The sequence below is a fragment of the Streptomyces sp. NPDC037401 genome, from assembly GCF_055602345.1.
Genome location: NZ_JBVJWO010000026.1, coordinates 87,061 through 106,178, shown reverse-complemented (window position 1 = coordinate 106,178; position 19,118 = coordinate 87,061). Strand labels below are relative to the sequence as shown.

General features: G+C 68.9%; 19 protein-coding genes. 10 read left to right on the top strand and 9 right to left on the bottom strand.

The features are described 5' to 3' along the window. Window positions 1-55: 55 nt before the first annotated feature. Window positions 56-472, top strand: a complete 417-nt coding sequence (locus ACZ7H1_RS25870; protein ID WP_470790116.1) for a hypothetical protein — start codon at window positions 56-58, stop codon at window positions 470-472. Beyond that, window positions 469-3,234: a ParA family protein gene (locus ACZ7H1_RS25865; RefSeq protein WP_470790114.1), complete on the top strand. Its 2,766-nt coding sequence runs from the start codon at window positions 469-471 to the stop codon at window positions 3,232-3,234. Before ACZ7H1_RS25870 ends, ACZ7H1_RS25865 begins: the two co-directional genes overlap by 4 nt. Window positions 3,235-3,330: 96 nt before the next feature. On the opposite strand, the gene ACZ7H1_RS25860 is transcribed toward ACZ7H1_RS25865, so the two are convergent. Continuing rightward, window positions 3,331-3,867: an NUDIX domain-containing protein gene (locus ACZ7H1_RS25860; RefSeq protein ID WP_470790112.1), complete on the bottom strand. Its 537-nt coding sequence runs from the start codon at window positions 3,865-3,867 to the stop codon at window positions 3,331-3,333. Between the two features lies 1 nt (window position 3,868). Further along, entirely contained in the window at window positions 3,869-5,224 is a 1,356-nt protein-coding gene (locus ACZ7H1_RS25855) for a tetratricopeptide repeat protein (protein WP_470790111.1), read from the bottom strand. A 195-nt stretch (window positions 5,225-5,419) separates the two neighbouring features. On the opposite strand from ACZ7H1_RS25855, the gene ACZ7H1_RS25850 reads away from it, so the two are divergent. The 4 genes from ACZ7H1_RS25850 (at window position 5,420) to ACZ7H1_RS25835 (ending at window position 8,426) form a co-directional block, all read left to right on the top strand. Beyond that, window positions 5,420-6,169, top strand: a complete 750-nt coding sequence (locus tag ACZ7H1_RS25850) for a hypothetical protein (RefSeq protein ID WP_470790109.1) — start codon at window positions 5,420-5,422, stop codon at window positions 6,167-6,169. Between the two features lie 80 nt (window positions 6,170-6,249). Next, entirely contained in the window at window positions 6,250-7,161 is a 912-nt protein-coding gene (locus ACZ7H1_RS25845; RefSeq protein WP_470790107.1) for a phosphotransferase family protein, read from the top strand. Then, window positions 7,162-7,854, top strand: a complete 693-nt coding sequence (locus tag ACZ7H1_RS25840) for a class I SAM-dependent methyltransferase (RefSeq protein ID WP_470790105.1) — start codon at window positions 7,162-7,164, stop codon at window positions 7,852-7,854. It begins immediately after the preceding gene. Between the two features lie 14 nt (window positions 7,855-7,868). After that, the gene (locus ACZ7H1_RS25835) at window positions 7,869-8,426 is read left to right on the top strand and encodes an HAD domain-containing protein (protein WP_190101486.1); all 558 of its coding nucleotides are present in this window, start codon (window positions 7,869-7,871) and stop codon (window positions 8,424-8,426) included. Between the two features lie 19 nt (window positions 8,427-8,445). Here the strand turns inward: ACZ7H1_RS25835 and ACZ7H1_RS25830 are convergent, their stop codons facing one another. From ACZ7H1_RS25830 to ACZ7H1_RS25815, 4 genes are all read right to left on the bottom strand, one after another. After that, window positions 8,446-9,087, bottom strand: coding sequence for a plasmid mobilization protein (locus ACZ7H1_RS25830; protein ID WP_470790133.1), 642 nt, complete (start codon window positions 9,085-9,087; stop codon window positions 8,446-8,448). Window positions 9,088-9,376: 289 nt separating this feature from the next. Continuing rightward, entirely contained in the window at window positions 9,377-10,084 is a 708-nt protein-coding gene (locus ACZ7H1_RS25825) for a DUF2637 domain-containing protein (protein ID WP_470790104.1), read from the bottom strand. A 325-nt stretch (window positions 10,085-10,409) separates the two neighbouring features. Beyond that, on the bottom strand, window positions 10,410-11,540 hold the full coding sequence (locus tag ACZ7H1_RS25820; protein ID WP_470790102.1) for a DUF3631 domain-containing protein: 1,131 nt from the start codon (window positions 11,538-11,540) through the stop codon (window positions 10,410-10,412). Between the two features lie 254 nt (window positions 11,541-11,794). Then, on the bottom strand, window positions 11,795-12,001 hold the full coding sequence (locus ACZ7H1_RS25815; protein ID WP_327300976.1) for a helix-turn-helix domain-containing protein: 207 nt from the start codon (window positions 11,999-12,001) through the stop codon (window positions 11,795-11,797). A 125-nt stretch (window positions 12,002-12,126) separates the two neighbouring features. Here ACZ7H1_RS25815 and ACZ7H1_RS25810 point away from each other — a divergent pair, with 125 nt between their 5' ends. Both ACZ7H1_RS25810 and ACZ7H1_RS25805 read left to right on the top strand, forming a co-directional pair. Beyond that, on the top strand, window positions 12,127-12,627 hold the full coding sequence (locus ACZ7H1_RS25810) for a helix-turn-helix domain-containing protein (RefSeq protein ID WP_470790101.1): 501 nt from the start codon (window positions 12,127-12,129) through the stop codon (window positions 12,625-12,627). Between the two features lie 22 nt (window positions 12,628-12,649). After that, on the top strand, window positions 12,650-13,768 hold the full coding sequence (locus ACZ7H1_RS25805) for a tyrosine-type recombinase/integrase (protein WP_470790099.1): 1,119 nt from the start codon (window positions 12,650-12,652) through the stop codon (window positions 13,766-13,768). A 108-nt stretch (window positions 13,769-13,876) separates the two neighbouring features. Here ACZ7H1_RS25805 and ychF read toward each other — a convergent pair whose 3' ends face one another. Continuing rightward, entirely contained in the window at window positions 13,877-14,965 is a 1,089-nt protein-coding gene (gene ychF, locus ACZ7H1_RS25800) for a redox-regulated ATPase YchF (RefSeq protein ID WP_470790097.1), read from the bottom strand. A 338-nt stretch (window positions 14,966-15,303) separates the two neighbouring features. On the opposite strand from ychF, the gene ACZ7H1_RS25795 reads away from it, so the two are divergent. Continuing rightward, a complete protein-coding gene (locus ACZ7H1_RS25795) occupies window positions 15,304-15,714 on the top strand; it encodes a DUF6542 domain-containing protein (protein WP_470790095.1) in 411 nt (136 codons plus the stop codon). A gap of 51 nt (window positions 15,715-15,765) precedes the next feature. On the opposite strand, the gene ppgK is transcribed toward ACZ7H1_RS25795, so the two are convergent. Further along, entirely contained in the window at window positions 15,766-16,509 is a 744-nt protein-coding gene (ppgK, locus tag ACZ7H1_RS25790) for a polyphosphate--glucose phosphotransferase (RefSeq protein ID WP_470790093.1), read from the bottom strand. A gap of 34 nt (window positions 16,510-16,543) precedes the next feature. Next, window positions 16,544-17,536 carry a 4-hydroxy-3-methylbut-2-enyl diphosphate reductase gene (locus ACZ7H1_RS25785; RefSeq protein WP_470790091.1) on the bottom strand — a complete coding sequence of 331 codons (993 nt, stop codon included), beginning with the start codon at window positions 17,534-17,536 and terminating at the stop codon, window positions 16,544-16,546. Window positions 17,537-17,655: 119 nt separating this feature from the next. On the opposite strand from ACZ7H1_RS25785, the gene ACZ7H1_RS25780 reads away from it, so the two are divergent. Next, a complete protein-coding gene (locus ACZ7H1_RS25780; protein ID WP_470790089.1) occupies window positions 17,656-19,113 on the top strand; it encodes an APC family permease in 1,458 nt (485 codons plus the stop codon). The last annotated feature ends 5 nt before the right edge of the window (window positions 19,114-19,118 follow it).

The window sequence follows — 19,118 nt, the reverse complement described above, 5'->3', positions numbered from 1 at the left end:
GACGCAATCCGACGGGTCGGCTCCGGTAGCTCCTTCCGCGCCCTAAGCTGCTCGCATGGGAGTAGAGGTAGGGGTGGGGGACCTGGTCCGGAGCTACGCAGGGCTCCGCAACAGCGCCGCCGGACAAGATGACTCCGCAGCCCGCCTGCTGCAGTTCTACAGCGTGGAATGCGGTCTGAAGGCGGCGATCCTCGGCAAGAACGGAACGAATGCCCAGAGCACTGCGGACCTGCCCCCTGAGCTGCGGACACACAATCTGAGGGCCCTCGCCAAGGCGCTCAACCTCAGCGCCGAGACAATAGGCCAGTTGGCTGGCTGCCGTCGTCGACACGACGAACGGAACAGAGTGGAACAGCATCAGCTCCACGAGGCTTGGCGCTATGGCGCCGCGCTGCATGGGGATGACGAGAAAGCTGCGGATGCCGCGTTGAGCAGTCTCAGCGAATGGTGTCGAAGGGAGCACAAGCGGTGACCGTCAAGGAGAGCCTTCCGGCTCCGAGCCACCTCTACACGTGGGTGGATGTCGACGAGCATTTCGCCAAGCTCGCATCACGGGGTGAGTGGGAGCCCTGGCTGCTCGAGGTCGATGCCTATTGGGACAGTGTCGAGTTCACCGTGGCCGAGGGCACAGACCCCGAAGCCGTGTGGGCCTGGCTTGCCAGGCGGCTCGGCCCCCTGACTGTAGACCCCGGGCGCCAAGCGATTCTCCTGGAATCCCTTGAGAGTGATCGCCACGAGGACGCCCTTGAGGTCCACCTTCGCTCAGCGACAGAACTCACCGAGGTGACCAGGCAGCCCCGCTGGAGCGAGCGGCGTATCGTCCGGCAACTAGCGGAGGGCCTACCCGCACCAGATTCCGAGTCGTTCCCAAACGGTGTACGAATCTGCGCCTTCCACTCCTTCAAGGGTGGAGTAGGTCGCACGCTGCACTGCGTCGCACTGGCCCGTGAGCTGGCTGAGCGGGGCGCTGAAGCCGTAGGGGGAGGTCGGCGCGTGCTCTTGGTCGATGCTGACCTTGAAGCGCCAGGCATCAGCTGGATGGTCGCCGCCCAGGGAAGCCGACTAGATTTCGCGCTGGACGACTTCCTCGCGCTGCTGCACGGTTCTGCAGGCAGCGACCGCGGCCGAGCCATCGCAATGGCCCGAAAGTTCCTGCTCAACCAAGAACAGGACGGCGTCATCGTCCTACCCACCACCCGGGACACCGCGCGGGTCGGGCCCCCCCGAATCCAGCCGGTGGACCTGCTCACGCACAACAGGCCGCCGTACATCCTGACCGAAGCACTGGCGGAACTTGCCCACTCCGTAGGGGCAGACACTGTTCTGATCGACCTGAGGGCCGGTACCAGCGAGCTCAGCGCGCCAATCCTTCTCGACCCTCGAGTGCACCGGGTATTTGTAACCACCATCAGCGACCAGTCAGTCCAGGGCACAACGAACCTGCTGCGTCATCTGGCCCATCGTGCCCCATCTCGCCGATCGACCGATCCAGCTTGTGCTGTGCTGCTCACTCAGTTTCAAGAAAAGGAACACAGCACAGAGTTGTCAGAAGCGGCGGCAACGCTGATGGAGGCAGTCGCCCGAACCATCACTTCGCCAACCGACGATTCTGGTGAGGGTGGTGATCAAACCACGGTCGACCGCGATGTGGCATCCGAGCCCCTCAGTAGCCCATTTCTTTCTCCTTTGCTTGCGCTTCCCCGAGGCTGGGCCGACGTCTGCGAGAGAATCGAGCGAACCACGCTGCGATCCGTGGTATCCGGACTCGCAGACGCCCTTAGACCCCTCGAGCTGGCCGAATCAGAATCTGCCCTGCCGGGCCTTCGCGACGATCCTCAGGGCACCCGCGAGGCTCTGGCGAAGCTGGCCCGAAGTCTTACGTATGCCGAGACGGCACAGGTCCAGGAAGACTTCCTACCGACCGAAGCTCTCGTGAACCTGGTTTCGACCCACAGAACCGAGGCTCCAGTCGAAATCATTGTTGGAGCCAAGGGGTCTGGAAAGACCTTCACGTATCTCCGCATGTGCCGACAAGGAACCTGGGACGCCTTCGCCAGGGCCGCTGGAGTGGAAGGCGTTGAACTACGCGCCCCGCTAGTGCCCGTTATGGCTTCGCAGAATCTCGCCGATGAACTGCGAGCTGAAGTTGAAGAAGTTCAGAAGGCTTCCGCAAATGATCTGACCGAAGGCGAACCGGCTAGTTTCTTGTCACTCCGCGATCTCGTCACCGATGCACTAGACACGGACATGAACGAGGTGGGATGGCGCCGGGTGTGGTTGACGTGTTTGGCACGAGCAGCTGGCCTGAGTGCCACGCCCGAGACCGCCGAGTCGGCACTCACGGACCTGGCACGAAACAAGCGAGCGATCTTCGTGATCGACGGGCTCGAAGACCTATTCCAGGACTTCAGCAGCAACATCCAACAGCAGCGCGCACTGAGGGCACTACTCACCGGCTGCCCCGAATGGCTTCGCTCACTTCGCGGGCGCCCCTTGGGCCTGGTGGTGTTCGTACGGCGCGACCTCGTCTTGAACTCCGTGACGCAAAACGCCCAGCAGTTTCTTGAACGGCATCGCGCCTATGAGCTCCGCTGGAACCGCACCGAAGCGCTTCGCTTGGTGGCCTGGGTCGGCGAACGGGCCAGAGTCCTTACCCGAGACGAATCTGTCAGCATCCGCTCAGCTGGAACCAAAACACTCTCTCGACTTCTCGTCCAGGTGTGGGGCCAGAAACTTGGGTCGGATCGCTCTCGAGAGGCACGGTCCGAAGAGTGGTTCCTCGCCGCCCTTTCCGATTTCAATCTGCAGATTCAGGCACGAGACATCGTCTACTTCCTGGCCGAGGCCGCCAGCGACTCAGCAGGTGACGAAAAAGCTGGACGATGGTCGGATCGCCTACTGACTCCTTCTGCGATGCGCAGGGCGCTGCCTCAGTCAAGCAGCGAGAAGATCTCCGCGATGGAGCTGGAAAACGTACCAGTCGGAACCGTCTTCAGGCATCTGCGGGCATTGCCAGAGGAGATCCGCAAGGTGCCCTTCACTCTCGAGTCCGTGGAGCTGGATTCCGTGCAGGCTCGCCTACTCGAGGCAAACGGTGTCCTCTTCAGGGAGAACGACCAATACTGGATCCCTGAGATCTATCGGTATGGGCTCGGTTTTGGGGTCAGTAATGTTGGCCGCCCGAGGGTGGTCTCAATCACCAAGCTCATCCGTGATAGGGGCGACCTGATCTGAACCCAGTCCCCCTGCGGGCGAGACACTGCCCATGCGCCTACCCGGTCCCTCTGGCGCCGAGCCTGGCCAACGGAATCCAGCAGAGCAACGTGATGCTCATGGGGTTGGCCAGCCGTCCAGGGACACCTCCGCGCCGCTGGTCAGGTAGTGGTGGAGGGCACTAGCGGTGGTGTCGACAAAGGCTTCGGGGATGGCGTCGGCGTCGACCCAGCGGACCTGGGAGTGCTTGCGGGGTTCGCGGTTTTCGGGTTCGCCGGTCCATTCGTGGGCGGCGAAGACGACCGTGAGGAAGCCGTTGGGAGCCTCGACGCCCCAGGCGCCGTGGATGATGTGGGCGACCTTGAGGGACTCCGGCTTCACCGTGAGGCCCGTTTCCTCGTAGAGCTCACGGACCGCGGTCTCGGTGATGGGCTCACCCGGCTCGCTCTTGCCGACGGGGAGGTCCCACATGCCCTGGGCGAACTTGGCGTTCTCGCTGCGCTGGAGGAGGACGACGCAGTTGGTGGCCTTGTCGTGGACGATGACGGCCGCGACCAGCAGGGTCATCGAGTCGAGCGCCGGCTTGAGGGCTTGGGAGCGGTCGTCGGTCTGCTGAGCCACGGGGTTCCCTTCGTCGGGCGGGTTGTTGGGCATGTTAGGCGAGGGCCTCGCGGGCGCGGCGCGCGAGATCGGCGGCGCCGGGGACGCGGCGGCGCTGGTAGACCGCGAGAGTGGAGCGGATCGAGGAGATCGCCTTGCGGGTGCGGTCGGAGGTCATGCCCTCCATGAGGACGAGGGCCTGCGTCCAGGCGGCGACCGCTTCGTCGGCGCGGGCCTGGGCGGCGAGACTGTCGCCGAGGTCGGCGTGGGTGAGGGCGTGGACGCGTTTGTACTTCTCCGGGTCCCAGCGGGTGAGGGCGTCGCGGTGTTGTTGCTCGGTGCCGATGTGGTCGGCGAGGTCGGTGAGCGTGCGGGCGGTGTGGCTGGCCACGGTGCCGGCGGCTGGGCCGCTGACGCGGGAGAAGCTGGGCTGTGGGCCGTCGTCCCGGAGGAGAGCGTCTTCGGCGGCGAGGAGGGCACGGGCGGCCGAGGGGTTCTCGCCGGTGGCGGCGTAGGCGCGGGCGTGGGTGATGTGGAGGAGGGCTTCGGTCTGGCCGTCTACGTGGCCGAGGCCGCGGGTGAGGGCGCCTTCGACGAGGTCGACGCAGTGGTGGGGTTGCTTGAGGCTGAGAGCCTGGTGGGCGAGGGCGCGCATCATCCAGGCGGCGTGGCCGTAGGGGTCGGCTTCACAGGCGAGCTGATAGCCGACCTGGTAGTAGCGCTGGGCGGCACCTTCGTGGCCGAGGTCGTGGTGTTTCCAGCCGGCGAGGTAGGCGAGTTCGGCGACGGCACCGAAGGCGGCCTGGCGTAAGGGTTCCGAGGGGAACCGTCCACGGAGCATGGGGGCTGCGGTGTCGGCGAGGTAGGCGGTGACCGTGGTCAGGCCATGGCCGCCGCCGAGGCGTTCATCGGCGGCGCTGAAGGCTGCGGTGATCTGCCGTACGACGTCGATGTCGTCGCTGCCGACGAGGGAGCGGGCGGTGCGGGCGCGGAGCATGCGGGAGGTGGCTTCGTGGTCGTGCAAGAGCGGCATGGCTACGCCGGCTGTGGTGAAGGCGGCGATGGCGAGGAAACGGCGGCGTTCGACGTCCGCGCGGCCGAGGTCCGTGACCGTGGTGACGGGGTCGGTGTCCGGTGGCGACTCCGTGTCGAATGAGCGGAGACCGAGCTCGGTTTGGGTGACGACGCGGCCCACTCTGCGGGAGAGGGCTTCGGCGAGGTACTGCCCTGTCTGGCCTGACGGCGCGCGCGTGCCGTTCACCCAGTGGGAGATCGCCGACTTGTTGGTCTGAAGCAGCTCGCCGTTCTCGGCGGCGATGCGGCGTACGTCCTTGGCGATTGCGTCGTACGTGCACCCGGCAGCATTGATCGTGTCGCGCAGGCGGGAGTTGGGGTTGGTCGGCGCTGGCACGATCTCCTCCGCTCCGGAGCTGTAAACCGCGTATACCGCTTGGCCTCGGTCACACCGTACCCACTCTGTGTAGCGGGCGGTTCACTTATCGACAGCCGCCCCACTCTCGGGCCGGGCGGCCCCCAAGTTCCGTACGCCCTACCGGGCTCGGGCATTCCTATGCCCCGGCCCCGGACGATCAGAGACGGAGAAACGGTGACCACCATCGACACCGCGACCATCACGGTCGGGCTGCCCGACGCCTTCGACCCGCGCTGGAGCCGCCTGCCCGGCATCCAGGTGGACGGCCGGCGCATCACCATCGACCCGGCCGAGTACTTCTTCCGCTTCGAGTCCAACACCTGGCTCGTCGCCGACTGGGAGCTGGTCAAGGCCCAGCTCCTCGACGTGGACGAAACGACCGAGAGCACGGTCGAGCAGCTCGCGCTCGACTTCATCAAGAACCACGGCGAGTCCACGTCGGACGCCGCCCGCGTCCTGGCGACGGCGTACGGGGTCTACTCGTACCTCTTCCGCGAGGAGCACCTGGCCGGCCTCGGTCTGCCGCAGATCACCGCCGATCACCTGCGGATGCTGCGCGAGGCGGCCACGCTGATGGCGCTCAACAAGGTCGAGCTGGACGGGCACATCTCCAACGTCGGGCCGTGCTGGTTCTTCCCCGCCGCCACCTCCGTCGTCTTCGACCTGGATGACGAGACGGGCGGAATGCTGGACGAGGTCTACCACGGCGGCTGGTTCAACGAGCACTGCCGAATCGAGTCCATCAAGGCCCACGCCGCGCTCGGCGGCCGGCTCGTGCACGGCTGCCAGTCCGTGCCGGACCAGTCCGGCGGGGTCGTCGCGCCCTACGGTGCCTCGATGGCGAACTTCCGTGACGACCTGGCCGAGTTCAAGGCGGGCTGGATCGAGCAGGTCTATGCCCACCGCGTGACCGCGGCCGAATAACCCCAACCCCCCGTACGGCGCCGGGGCGGGCTGACCCGCTCGCCCGCCCCGGCGCCCACCAGCCCCCTGGAGTCACCCCCATGGACCAGAGCCTGACCGCCGCCCTGCTGGACGACCTGTGCGCCCTCGTCGGCAAGCCCCTCCCCGAACGTGCCGAGATCCGCGTCTGGGGCATGTCCGGCGTCGAACGCGTCACCTTCCCCGACGGCACCACGGCCGTCTTCAAGTACGCCAAGGAGCCCTTCGACCGCGAGGCCCAGGCCCTGCGGGTGGCCCACCAGCGCGGGCTGCCGGTCCCCGAGCTCCACGCCACCGCCATGCAGAACAAGTGGCTCGGGATGCTCATGGACGACCTCGGCACCCCCGTGCGGGATGCCGACGACCTCGATGGCGTCGCCGCCGCCATGATGCTCCACGCCGCCCGCCCGGCCGGCGGCCTGCCCCTCCTCGAAGGCGCGGGCCTCGCGGCCCTGCCCGGCCAAGCTCTCGATCACCTCCAGCGGCTACGGAAGGCCGACCGGTGGACGGACTGCGACGACATCGAAACCGCGCTGGCGAAGATCTCCGCTGCGGCCACGGCCCGCGTTCAAGGGGCGACGCTCGACCCGTTCGGCTGGGTCCATTCCGAGTTCCACCCCACGAGCGTCCACATCGGGGAGAACAGCTGGCACCTCCTCGACTTCGCCCGCGCCTTCACCGGCCCCGGCCTGATCGACCTCGCCTCCTACCACGGCACCACCGACGCGCCGAGCCCCGTCCGGCTCAGGGTGTTCCTTGAGCAGTACGTCGCCGCCGGCGGGCACGAGGACGCCCTCGCCGCCCGAGGCGGCCTCGCTGCCGAGGCATGGGCCCTTGGCTGGCATCGTATGTGGGCCGTCGAGTGGTTCATGGAGCAGGCCATCCGCTGGATCAACGACCCGGCCAAGGACCCCGCGTACATCCCTGTCGTCCGCCGCCACCTGAATGACGTGGTCCAACTCCTGGAGGTCTAGGTGCTCGCCCAGGTCTCCCCCTGGTACGCCCACGCAGCCCAGCGCATAGCCGCTTCCCCCGCCCATGCGCTCACCGCACCGGCCCGGATGGAGTGGAGCACCCACGCGGGCCTCGGTCCCGGAGCTGAGATTCTGGGACGGGACCTGCGCGGCAAGCGCCTCCTGGAGCTGGGATGCGGCCCCGGCCACAACGTGGCCCACCTCGCCAAGCACCACCAGGCCCGCGTCACCGGTGTCGACCTGGTCGGCCTCCAGATACGCCGCGCCCGCTCCCACTACGGACACGTCGACGGCGCCACCTTCGCTGCTGGCCATGCCCTGCACCACCTGCAGGCCACCGGCCAGACCTTCGACGCCGTCTACTCCGTCTTCGGCGCCGTCGGCCTCGTCGCCCCCGAGCTCCTGCTCGCCGCGATCTCCCGCCGCCTCAAGCCGGCTGGAGTCCTGGCTTTCTCCGTCCCGCACCCGGCACGGGCCGGAAGACATCCGTCCACGGACGACCGTCCGCGCGAGGACTACGTCACCATGCCCGACCACACCCGGCTACCCATCGCCCGATGGGAGTTCGATGCCCGCCGCTGGGGCGCACACCTCGCGCGTAACGGCCTGCGCAACACCTCGGCGTTGGAGCTGCGTCACCCTCGCCGCGACCCGTGGCCGACCACCCTCCTGATCACCGCCCGCAAACGCTGACCCCGGAGGCACCGATGACCCTGCCCTACCTGCTCTTGGACATCGACGGCGTCCTCATCCCGTTCCCGGCGGCAGATGGCAGCACCCCGCCCACCCACGTCCGCCACACCGTCCTGCCCACTGGCCGGCACCCCGACGATCCCGTCCCCATCTGGCTCGACCCCAGCCACGGCCCGGTGCTCACCGATCTCCTGGCCAGCGGCCTCCTCACCCCGGTTTGGTGCACGAGCTGGCGCAAGGACGCCACCACGATCATCGGGCCGCTTGTGGGACTGCCGGACTTCCCCTACCTCGACCTCCCCCGCCCACAGATCACCACCAGCCATCCCGACGGATACCTCTGGAAGCGCGACCACGTCGACCCGTGGCTCGGCAAGGCCCCCGCCGTCTGGATCGACGACGACTTCGCCGCCGCCGACCACACCTGGGCCGCCGAACGCACCGCCCGCGGCTACCCCACCCTCCTCGTCCAGCCGGACCCTTACACCGGTCTCCAGCCGAGCCACGTCGCCGAGGTGCGGGACTGGGCGGTCCTCCTGGACGCAGCGGGTGGAACGCCGGCAGCCGCATAGCGTGGGCCTCGCGTCCGGTCTACGAAGCGGATCGATCCGGCCGGGCGTTCCGATGATTAATCAGCCGCGTCACGGCATCGTCCAGCCTCTTCGCCGTGCGATGGACGGCTTCCAGCACGGAGTGGGCACCAACACCATCAGCCCCCGAGTTCAGTGCCTTGGCAACCTGGTTCAGGTTGTTGCCGATGTACCCGAGCTGACGTCGCGCGGCGAAGATCTCGACAACGATCTCTCGTTCATCGGCAACCTCAGCGGCTGTGCGGTTCAGGTCACTCGACGCGGCAAGCGCGCAGTGCGCGAGGAAGCCGGCGGTCGTCATGTTGGAGACCTGGGCGCCCGCGCTGATCTCGACCAGCTCCTCTTCACTCAGGCGGACCGTACAGACGATCTTGCGCTGCGAGGGCTTCCGGTGACGCCTCCGGATTCGGGAGAGCGGCTCTGCGCGATCTCTCGCGCTGGCCCGTTGGGCCAGCTGTCGGTCCTCTTCGAGCTGCGGGCCGCCCTCGGCCGCAGCTTCCCCGTCCGGCGCCCCCTGGTGCCGGGCGGCCCCTTTGGATGCTCCACCGACGGTGGAGTATCCAAAGGGATAACTTGCTCGGCCTCGGTCGGCCTTGCGGGAAGGTCCCCTTCCCGCCCAACTTGCTCCGCTCCCGGTCGGCATTGCGGTTGTGGCCTGTCTTCCCGCGTCATCGGGTGGGAACGGGACGTCAGGACTCCTCTGTCCGGAGGCAGCGTCGTTCGTGTTGTCGATCAAGGTGAGTTCTCCTTCGCGATGCGTGGGACAGCGGGCGGCGGCTCGACCGCACGCCAACGGGGCAGCGTGCGTCTGGGATCGAGGCCGTCCGGTGCTCTGCCCCCTGGTGAGGAGGGTCCGCACGGGGCGTACAGGGGCGAGTGATCGGGTGGTCGGAAGGGTTCCGACCACCCGATCAGGAACGTCGTCTCGGCAATCAGCCGAGGTTGGCGTCAGTCTTGAACTCGGGTCGCAGGATCTTCATCGCGTCGGTCAGCCGTTCGCCGCCTAGCTTGAGGCCCTCGTCCGATACTGCCTGCCGGACCACTGCCCGGGTGAGGCGTCCTTGCTGCGCTGCGGCGGCCCGTCCGATTTCCACGATCCGGTCGAGGGATGCGTCCGGCGGCCGGCCACCTGGCGCCTGGGGCTTCAGCTCCTCGTCCACTACCGCCGAGGCCCGCGCCGTGTCCGCTTCGGAACCTGTCTCGCGGGTGATGAGTATGCGGAGGTGAACGGCCCCCGCGAGCGCGAGCGGGGCAAGGGTGGAGAGGATGCCGACCGTGAGGTCGCTCAGCTGCAGAGTGCCTGAGGCCGTCTGTTGGTTGAGGCGTACCGCGTGGAGGGCGTTGGCCCAGGTGCTGGCGGCGGTGGCGGTGCCGAAGAGGGTCCATACGTACAGGCGGGAACGGAACGGGGCGCCCCGCAGGATGATCAGAGCACGCACGCCGTAGGCGATGAATCCGTCGATGAGCAGCGGGAAAAGGTACGTCAGAAATCCGCGGACGTGGATGGCCACGGCCATCTGCTGCAAGGCGTCGTACGAGAGCGCGCATCCGGCGGAACCAAGGGCGAGGATCGCTGCATGGTCCCAGGCTGTGGCGCGGCTGGGCATGGTTATCTGGGCAGGTGGCGCGAGGGTGGCCATGTGGTGCGAGTACTCCAAGGGGTGGCGGGGTTGTTGCGGTGGCCCGTCTTTGCCGTCTTGGCCGTTGCAAGCGCAGGTCAGGCGGGGTACGGCAGCGACGCGGCGCTCCGTCTTGGTTCCGTCCCGGCGGGCGTCCTGTGACCTGCGGCGATACGGCAAGGACGCCTGGGACGCGGCAAGACGGATGCGGGCGGCGTATCAGTGGTGCGGCGCGGCCAGCGTTGATCGACTTCCGTCTTGGCCCCGGTTGCCGTCTTGGCTGCATGCGTCTGACCTGCGGTGCGACGGCAGGGACGGCACGGACGGCAACCGGGGTGGGCGGGTCTCAGCCCTCGATCGAGGCGGGGCCGGCGTCGACGGGGTGGACACCGGGGCAGTACCGGCGCCAGGCGTCGAGGAACTTGTTGCGGGTGTAGCCCTTGCGCTGGGTCTTGTCCGCGAGGCGGACGTTGCCCGGCCTGATGCCGTACTCGCGGAGCAGGGAACCGAGTTCGCGGGCCGTCAGGCCGCTGCGACCCCAATCCGCCCACGGGCCTTCGGCGTCACCGCGCAGGGCGCCGAGGATCTCGTCTGTGGTCAGGCTCTCCGGCTCGCGCTGGGCGAAGAAGATACGGCGGATGTCGGCGAGGATGCGCGCGCCACCAGGGTTGTCCTCCTCGGCCTGGACCTCGTCGGCAACCATCTGCGCGCAGGCGGAGCGAGCCAGGCGTGGCCACGGGCCGCCCGCGAGGTCGGCGGTGATGACCAGCGGCTCCCAGGTGTCGGCAGCACGGTCCTCGACTGGCATCGGCGGTTCAAGGCCTGCGGCCTTGTCCAGCAGCGGCCGTGCCCATGCGGCGATGCGGTCACGGAGATTGTGAAGGGATGGGGTGTCGCGGCGGGAGCGGAAGGGGTGCACGCTCTCGCCCTCGGCCCGGCGCCTCATGCGGATGACCACCGAGCGGTCCATGATCGTGTCAGGCAGGTCACCGATCCCGGCCAGGGCCGCCATCGCGAAGGTGGCGAACCTGTGGGGCGTGTGGTCGTTGCCGACCACCCGGGTGACGTAGCGGTTGCGCTGGTGACCCGCGTTGAGCAGGCCGCGCATCTCCTCGTTCTTCTCGGCCATCTTCGGGGTGCCGAAGATGGTGTCGGCCTCGTCCACCAGGAGCGTGGGCGGCTCCTCGGTGATGGACCGGAAGATCGCCGCCGGGGTGGTGTTGATGGTGAGCATCGGCTCGTGGACCGTCTCGGTCAGCACATCCAGCAGCCGCGACTTGCCGCAGCGCTTCGCGGGCCCGACCACGGCCAGGCGCGGGGCGTGCTGCCACGAGGGCTGGAGGTGAGTCGCTGCGACCCACAGCGTGACCGCGTCCAGGGCTCGCTCGGAGGGCAGGATCACGAACCGGGCGATCTGTCCCCGTAGCTCTGACAGCAGCGCGGCACCCTCGGTCGCCGGCGCGTCCGGAATCTCCACAGGCTCCGCAGGTGGCGCTGCTTCAGCCTCAACCGACGCCTCGTCCCGGACAATGCCAGGCTGGCCAGGTACCGCCACCGGGGGCCACCCATCCTGATGTGCGGCAGGGGTGTTCGGGGTCGCGGGGTGCAGCAATATGAACTCCTTCTGGTGGTACATCGGGTTGTCGGAACCGGCTCCACCGGTTCGATTCGATTCGCTCTCGGGTGGGGTGTTCACGCCGTGGGCTGTCGCCATGTCAGGGTCGGCGGCCATCAAGCTCCCAGAGTCCAGTTGCTGCGCAGCCCGTCCTGACCGAGTAGTTCCTGGTCGAAGCGAGCGAGCTCGGCTTCGCTGTAGAGGACTCGGCGACCGACCTTCACGCCCCGAGGGCCGTAGCCCGTGTGACGCCAGTACCGGACTGTGCTCTCGGCGGTGCGGTAGCGCTCCGCCACTTCGGCGGTAGTGAGGTAGGGGTCCAAGATTTTCCTGTTCGACTAGAGTTCTTTCCGTTTCGACTAGACGGTGCCACGCGGAGCCGGGCTAGTCAAACCGGAGAGGTCATGTTTCAATTGGGATAGCTACTGGGCATGAGACGGAGGGTGACATGAAGGACGGACCAGGCGACGGCAGCGCGCCGCTGCTCTACAGCGAGGGCAACGCGGCGGCGCGCATCGGGCTGGAGCGCGAGGTCAGGGGGTGGAGCACTACCGAACTGGCCGCCCGCATGACCAAGGCTGGCGTGCCGATGAACCAGACCGCCGTCTGGCGCATCGAGAACGGCAGCCCGCGCCGCAAGATCACCCTCGATGAGGCGCTCGGCTTCGCCCGCGTCTTCGAGCTGCCCCTCGAAGAACTCATGTCACCACCCCTGGACGGTCTCGACCTCGACGGTCGGCGCATCGTCCAGGAGGCAGTCGAGGCGTTCTACGAGTCCCGAGACGCGCAGGACCGACTCCACCACGCGGTCGTCGCAATCTCCGAGTACATCGAGGCGCACCCCGAGGGCTCGAAGGGCATCCACCTGCAGGTCCTCCGCCTCATGGGCGAGGAGCGCGAGGCCCGCGCCCTCGCCGAGTACATCGAAAGCGGCGGCTACTACCACTGATCACCGAGGAAAGAAGACCCACTTGGCGAACATCCAGAAGCGACCCAACGGCAAATGGCGCGCCCGCTACCGCGACCTCGACGGCAAGGAGCACGCGCGCCACTTCGACCGCAAGATCGACGCCCAGCGCTGGCTCGACGAGGTCACGACCAGCGTGGTCACCGGCCAGTACGTCGACCCGAGGTCGGCGAAGAAGCCCTTCAAGGAATACGCGGAGGAGTGGCGGGCCAGCCAGCCGCACCGGCCTTCGACGGCCAAGGCCGTGGCCCAGCACCTGCGCTGCTACGCCTACCCCGTCTGGGAGAGGCGGGCACTCGGCGCCATCAAGCCCGGTGACGTACAGAGCTGGATCACCAGCCTGACGACCACCCACAAGCTCGCCGCGAGCACCTCCCGCACCGTCTTCAACACGGTCAACGCGGTCTTCCGGGCAGCGGTCCGCGACCGCATGATTCCGCACAACCCCTGCACCGACGCGAAGCTGCCCTCAGTGCCCCGGAAGAAGGTGGTTCCGCTCGCGGTCGAGCAGGTCCGGACGCTGGCCGAGGAGATACCCCGGCGCTACAAGGGCCTGGTCCTGCTGGGCGCTTCCACAGGGCTCCGCCCAGGCGAGCTCTTCGGCCTCCAGGTCCGCCACCTCGACCTGCTGCACGCAACCGTCTCGGTCGAGCAGCAGATCCAGCAGACGGCCAAGCACGGCGTGTACGTCGGACCGCCGAAGACCGCCCGCTCGCACCGAACGGTTCCACTCCCCCGCGTGGCGGTGGATGCGATGAAGGCCCACCTGCGGGACTTCCCCGCCGATGGGCCCGAGGGCTGGATCTTCACGGCGCCGCAAGGCGGCCCCGTGGTCTACACGCACTTCATGGACGGGTCCCGGCGGCCCGCCTGCGCGAAGGCCGGCATACCGAAGGGCACCGGACCCCACGCCCTCCGGCACCACTACGCCAGCCTGCTGATCAAGCACGGCGAGTCGGTGAAGACCGTCTCCGAGCGTCTCGGCCACACCAACGCGGCCATGACACTGAACATCTGCACCCACCTGTGGCCCGACTCCGAGGAGCGAACCCGGGCCGCCGTCGACAAGGCGTACGCGGACCAGTCCGCCGATGCCCAGACACAGGTCGAAGAAGCGGCGTAGCCGCTTCCCCGCGCGCTGACCGAAGTCGGCGCGCTGCGGACTCTGTGCGGACCGCAAAGGCCGCCCAACCCGCTCCGCCGCAGGTCAGACGGCCTTTCGCCGGACGTATTAGACGTTGAAGCGGAACTCCACCACGTCGCCGTCCTGCATGACGTAGTCCTTGCCCTCCATGCGGGCCTTGCCCTTGGCGCGGGCCTCGGTGACCGAGCCACATTCGACCAGGTCCGCGAAGGAGATGACCTCCGCCTTGATGAAGCCGCGCTGGAAGTCGGTGTGGATCACGCCGGCCGCCTCGGGGGCCGTGGCGCCCTTCTTGATGGTCCAGGCGCGCGTTTCCTTCGGGCCCGCCGTCAGGTAGGTCTGGAGGCCCAGGGTGTCGAAGCCGACGCGGCCCAGGGTCGCGAGGCCCGGCTCGTCCTGGCCTACGGACTGGAGGAGCTCGAGGGCCTCCTCGTCGTCCAGCTCCGCGAGGTCCGCCTCCAGCTTGGCGTTCAGGAAGATCGCCTCGGCCGGGGCGACGAGGGCGCTCTGCTCGGCCTTGAACGCGTCGTCCGTCAGCTCGTCCTCGTCCACGTTGAAGACGTAGAGGAAGGGCTTGGTGGTGAGCAGGTGGAGCTCGTGGAGGAGGTCGCCCTGCTCGGTGCCCTTGTGAATGCCCTTGGAGAAGAGGGTGTCGCCCGCTTCGAGGATCTTCTTGGCCTCGACGACCGCGGCGAGGACCGCGACCTTCTCCTTCTGGAGGCGCGACTCCTTCGTCAGGCGCGGCTCGGCCTTCTCGATGGACTGGAGGTCGGCGAGGATCAGCTCGGTGTTGATCGTCTCGATGTCGTCCTTCGGCGAGACCTTGCCGTCGACGTGGACGACGTTCTCGTCCTTGAAGGCGCGGATGACCTGGCAGATCGCGTCCGACTCGCGGATGTTGGCCAGGAACTTGTTGCCGAGGCCCTCGCCCTCCGAGGCGCCGCGGACGATGCCCGCGATGTCGACGAAGTCGACCGTCGCCGGGAGGACCTTCTGCGAGCCGAAGATGCCCGCGAGGACCGCCAGGCGCGGGTCCGGGACGCCGACGACGCCGACGTTCGGCTCGATGGTGGCGAACGGGTAGTTGGCCGCCAGCACGTCGTTCTTGGTCAGGGCGTTGAACAGGGTCGACTTGCCGACATTCGGCAGGCCGACGATTCCGATCGTGAGCGACACGTTGGCGACTTCCCGTGAGCTGGAGGTGGGGCGGCCCGAGGTCAGGCCGTTCCACAGTTTACGGGCCCCGTCCGTGGCCCCCCGCCCGTCGCCGACCAGGTGCCCGAGCAGCCACTATCGGTCAAGTACGGGGAAACGCGTGTCCAAAGGGCGGTGCCGGGCACCCTCGGACCTACTTTGGTCGGGTGGAGCAATACAGGACGCGTTCGCCGCATCACCCCGAGCGACGCCGGCAGGCGGCGTCACAGGGGCGCCGACCCGCGCTGCCCGCCCAGGCCCGCCTGGCCCGGACGGGCCGTCCCCGGCCCCGGCCCGGGTCGCGGCCCGGGTCGCGGCCGGTGCCGCTGCTGCGCCGGCTGCCCGCGCCCCGGCTGACCGGACTCGGCGGCGGGCTGTTCGCCTGCGCGACCATGGTGCTCGCCGCGGGGCTGGCCTGGCTGCTCTTCGGCGGTTCCGTGGTCGCGTACGGCGTGCTGTTCCTGCCCGTCGCCGCCGCGACCGCGCTCTGGGTGCGCCCCGCCGACCTGATCACGGCCCCGGTGTCGGTGCCGATCGCGTTCGCCGTCGGCGTCTGGCCGATCGCCGGCGGCTCCGGCGGCTTCGGCGGGCAGCTGATGGGCGTGGTGACCGCCCTGTCGCTGCACGCCGGCTGGCTCTACGGCGGCACCCTCGTCGCCGCCCTGATCATCGTGGTCCGCAAGGCCGTGCTGATCGGGAAGCGGCGCAGCATGCCGCGCCGCGTGGCCTGACCGCGGGGCGCCCCGCCGCATGGCCGGGGCCGGCAGGGCGCTCGCGCCGCGTCAGGAGGCCCGGCGGGCCGCCATCGCAGCGCCCACGATGCCCGCGTTGTTCTGGAGCTGGGCCGGCACGATCTCCGCCCGGATCCCCTCGATCAGCGGCAGGAACTTCTCCGCCTTCCGGCTCACGCCGCCGCCGATGATGAACAGCTCCGGCGAGAACAGCATCTCCACGTGCACCAGGTACTTCTGCACCCGGCGTGCCCACCGCTCCCAGGTCAGCTCGTGGTCCTCCTTGGCCTTCACCGAGGCCCGGGTCTCCGCGTCGTGGCCGTGCAGCTCCAGATGGCCGAGCTCGCTGTTGGCGACCAGCCGCCCGTCCGTGAAGAGCGCGCTGCCGATGCCCGTGCCCAGCGTGAGCAGGATGACGGTGCCGGCGCGGCCGCGCCCGGCGCCGTACGTCATCTCGGCGACGCCGGCCGCGTCCGCGTCGTTCAGGACCGTGACCTGAGCCCCGCCCAGCCGCTGCGACAGCAGCGCGCGGGCGTCCGTACCCACCCAGGACTTGTCGACGTTGGCCGCGCTGCGGGTGATCCCGCCGGTGACCACGCCCGGGAAGGTGACGCCGACCGGCCCCTGCCAGTCGAAGTGGCGGACCACCTCCGCCACGCAGCCGGCCACCCCGTCGGGGGTGGCCGGCTGCGGTGTCAGTACTTTGTGGCGCTCCTGTGCCAGGTCGCCACGGTCCAGGTCCACGGGAGCGCCCTTGATGCCCGAACCGCCGATGTCCACGCCGAAGATCTGCATGGACACACCGTACGAAACGGACTACTCCTCGGCACTACTTATCGGCGACCAGCGCCGCGGCCTCGGCCCGGAGGTCGCGGCGGAGTTCCTTCGGCAGCGAGAAGGTGATCGACTCCTCGGCGGTCTTGACGAGCTCCACGTCGGCGTAGCCGCGCGCCGCCAGCCACTCCAGGACCTCTTCGACCAGCACCTCCGGCACGGAGGCGCCCGAGGTCAGGCCGACGGTCGTGACGCCCTCCAGCCAGGCCTCGTCGATCTCGCTCGCGAAGTCGACGAGGTACGCGGCGCGGGCGCCGGCGTCGAGGGCGACCTCGACCAGCCGGATGGAGTTCGAGGAGTTCTTCGAGCCGACGACGATGACCAGGTCGGCGTCGCCGCCCATCGCCTTGACGGCCGCCTGCCGGTTCGAGGTGGCGTAGCAGATGTCGTCGCTCGGCGGCGAGACCAGCAGCGGGAACTTGGTCTTCAGCGCGTCGACCGTCTCCATCGTCTCGTCGACCGAGAGGGTGGTCTGCGAGAGCCAGACGACCTTCGACTCGTCGCGGACGGTGACCTTGTCCACGTCGTGCGGGCCGTCGACGATCGTGATGTGGTCCGGGGCCTCGCCGGAGGTGCCGATGACCTCCTCGTGGCCCTCGTGGCCGATGAGGAGGATGTCGAAGTCCTCGTTCGCGTAGCGGACCGCTTCCTTGTGGACCTTGGTGACCAGCGGGCAGGTCGCGTCGATCGTCGCGAGCTTGCCGCGCGCCGCCTCCTCGTGGACGACCGGGGCCACGCCGTGCGCCGAGAACATCACGATGGAGCCCTCGGGGACCTCCGCCGTCACGTCGACGAAGATCGCGCCCTTCTTCTCCAGGGTCTGGACGACGTACTTGTTGTGCACGATCTCGTGCCGGACGTAGATCGGCGCACCGTACTGCTCGAGGGCCTTCTCGACAGCGATCACGGCACGGTCCACGCCCGCGCAGTAGCCGCGAGGGGCAGCGAGCAGGACACGACGGGAAGCGGGAGCAGTCATGCCGTCCATCGTACGGCCGTCTCCGCGGGGCAGAAGATCGTGCCCGTCCCCCAGACTGGGTCGAAAAGACGTACCCGGGGCGGACGCGCCGGGGGCATGCGTACGGGACCGGCGAGCGAGGGGGCGGCATGGCGGCCGATCAGGCCACGACGACGGCGGGCCCCGGCCGGCTGCGCCGGAACCTCGGCTTCCGCGACCTGGTCGTGTACGGGCTGCTCTTCATCGCACCGATGGCCCCGGTCGGGGTCTTCGGCACCCTGGACGCGAAGTCGCACGGCGCCGTCGCGCTCGTGTACCTGGCCGCGACGGTCGCGATGGCGTTCACCGCCTTCAGCTACGCGCAGATGGTGCGCGTCGCCCCGCAGGCCGGGTCGGTGTTCACGTACGCCCGCAAGGGGCTGGGCGAGGGGCCGGGCCTGATCGCCGGGTGGATGGCGATGCTGGACTACCTCCTGATCCCGGCCGTCGCGTACCTCTTCTCGGGGATCGCGATGAACGCCCTGGTGCCCGAGGTGTCCCGGTGGGTGTGGACGGCGCTGGCGGTGGTCGTGACGACCCTGCTCAACCTGTGGGGCGTACGGGCGGCCGCGCGCGTCGGTTTCGCGGTGCTCGCGATGGAGATCGTCGTCCTGCTGGTCTTCCTGGTGGCGGCGGTGACCGTGCTGGTGCGCGACGGGGCCCAGCGGGGCTGGCTCTCGCCGCTGACGGGGGACGGCTCGCTGGGCTTCTCGGTCGCCGCGGTGCTGGGCGCCGTGTCGGTGGCCGTGCTCTCGTACCTGGGCTTCGATGCGATCGCGTCGTTCGCGGAGGAGGTGACCGGCGGGTCGGTGCGGGTGGCGCGGGCGGTGCTGTTCTGCCTGGTCTTCACCGGCGTGCTGTTCATCGCGCAGACGTACCTGGCGGCGCTGCTCACGCCGGTGTCCTCGGCGGAACTCGCCGCCGACCCGGCGATGCAGGGCCCGGCCTTCTACGACGCGGTCGACGCGTCGGTCGGCACGTGGCTGCACGACCTGGTCGCGGTCAGCAAGGCGATCGGGGCGGCCTTCGCGGCGCTCGCCGGGCAGGCGGCGGCGGGGCGGCTGCTGTTCGCGATGGCCCGGGAGCGGCGGCTGCCGCGGGTGCTGGCCCGTACGAACGACGGGACCCCGAGGGCTGCGCTGCTGGTCGCGGCGACGGTGACGCTGGTGGCGGCGGTGTGGGCGGCGCGGCGCGACGACGGGCTGGACCACCTGGTCTCGGTCGTGGACATCGGGGCGCTGACGGCGTTCACGCTGCTGCACGCCTCGGTGGTGGGCTGGTTCGTGGTGCGCCGGATGGCGGGCCCGCCCGTGTGGTGGCGGCACCTGGTGATGCCGGTGCTGGGCGCGGCCGTGACCGTCGCGGTGATCGTCGAGGCCTCGCGGACGGCCCAGCTGGTGGGTGCGGTGTGGCTGGCGGCGGGGCTCGTGGTGCTGGTCGTGCAGCGCGGGCGGAGCGGTGGAACACCGGACGGCCCGGGAGGCCTGCGGCCGGACGGCGGCGAAACCCCGGACGGTCCGCGGCCGGACGGCGGCGAAACACCCGGTCGTCCCCGGCCGGATGCCTGAGGCGG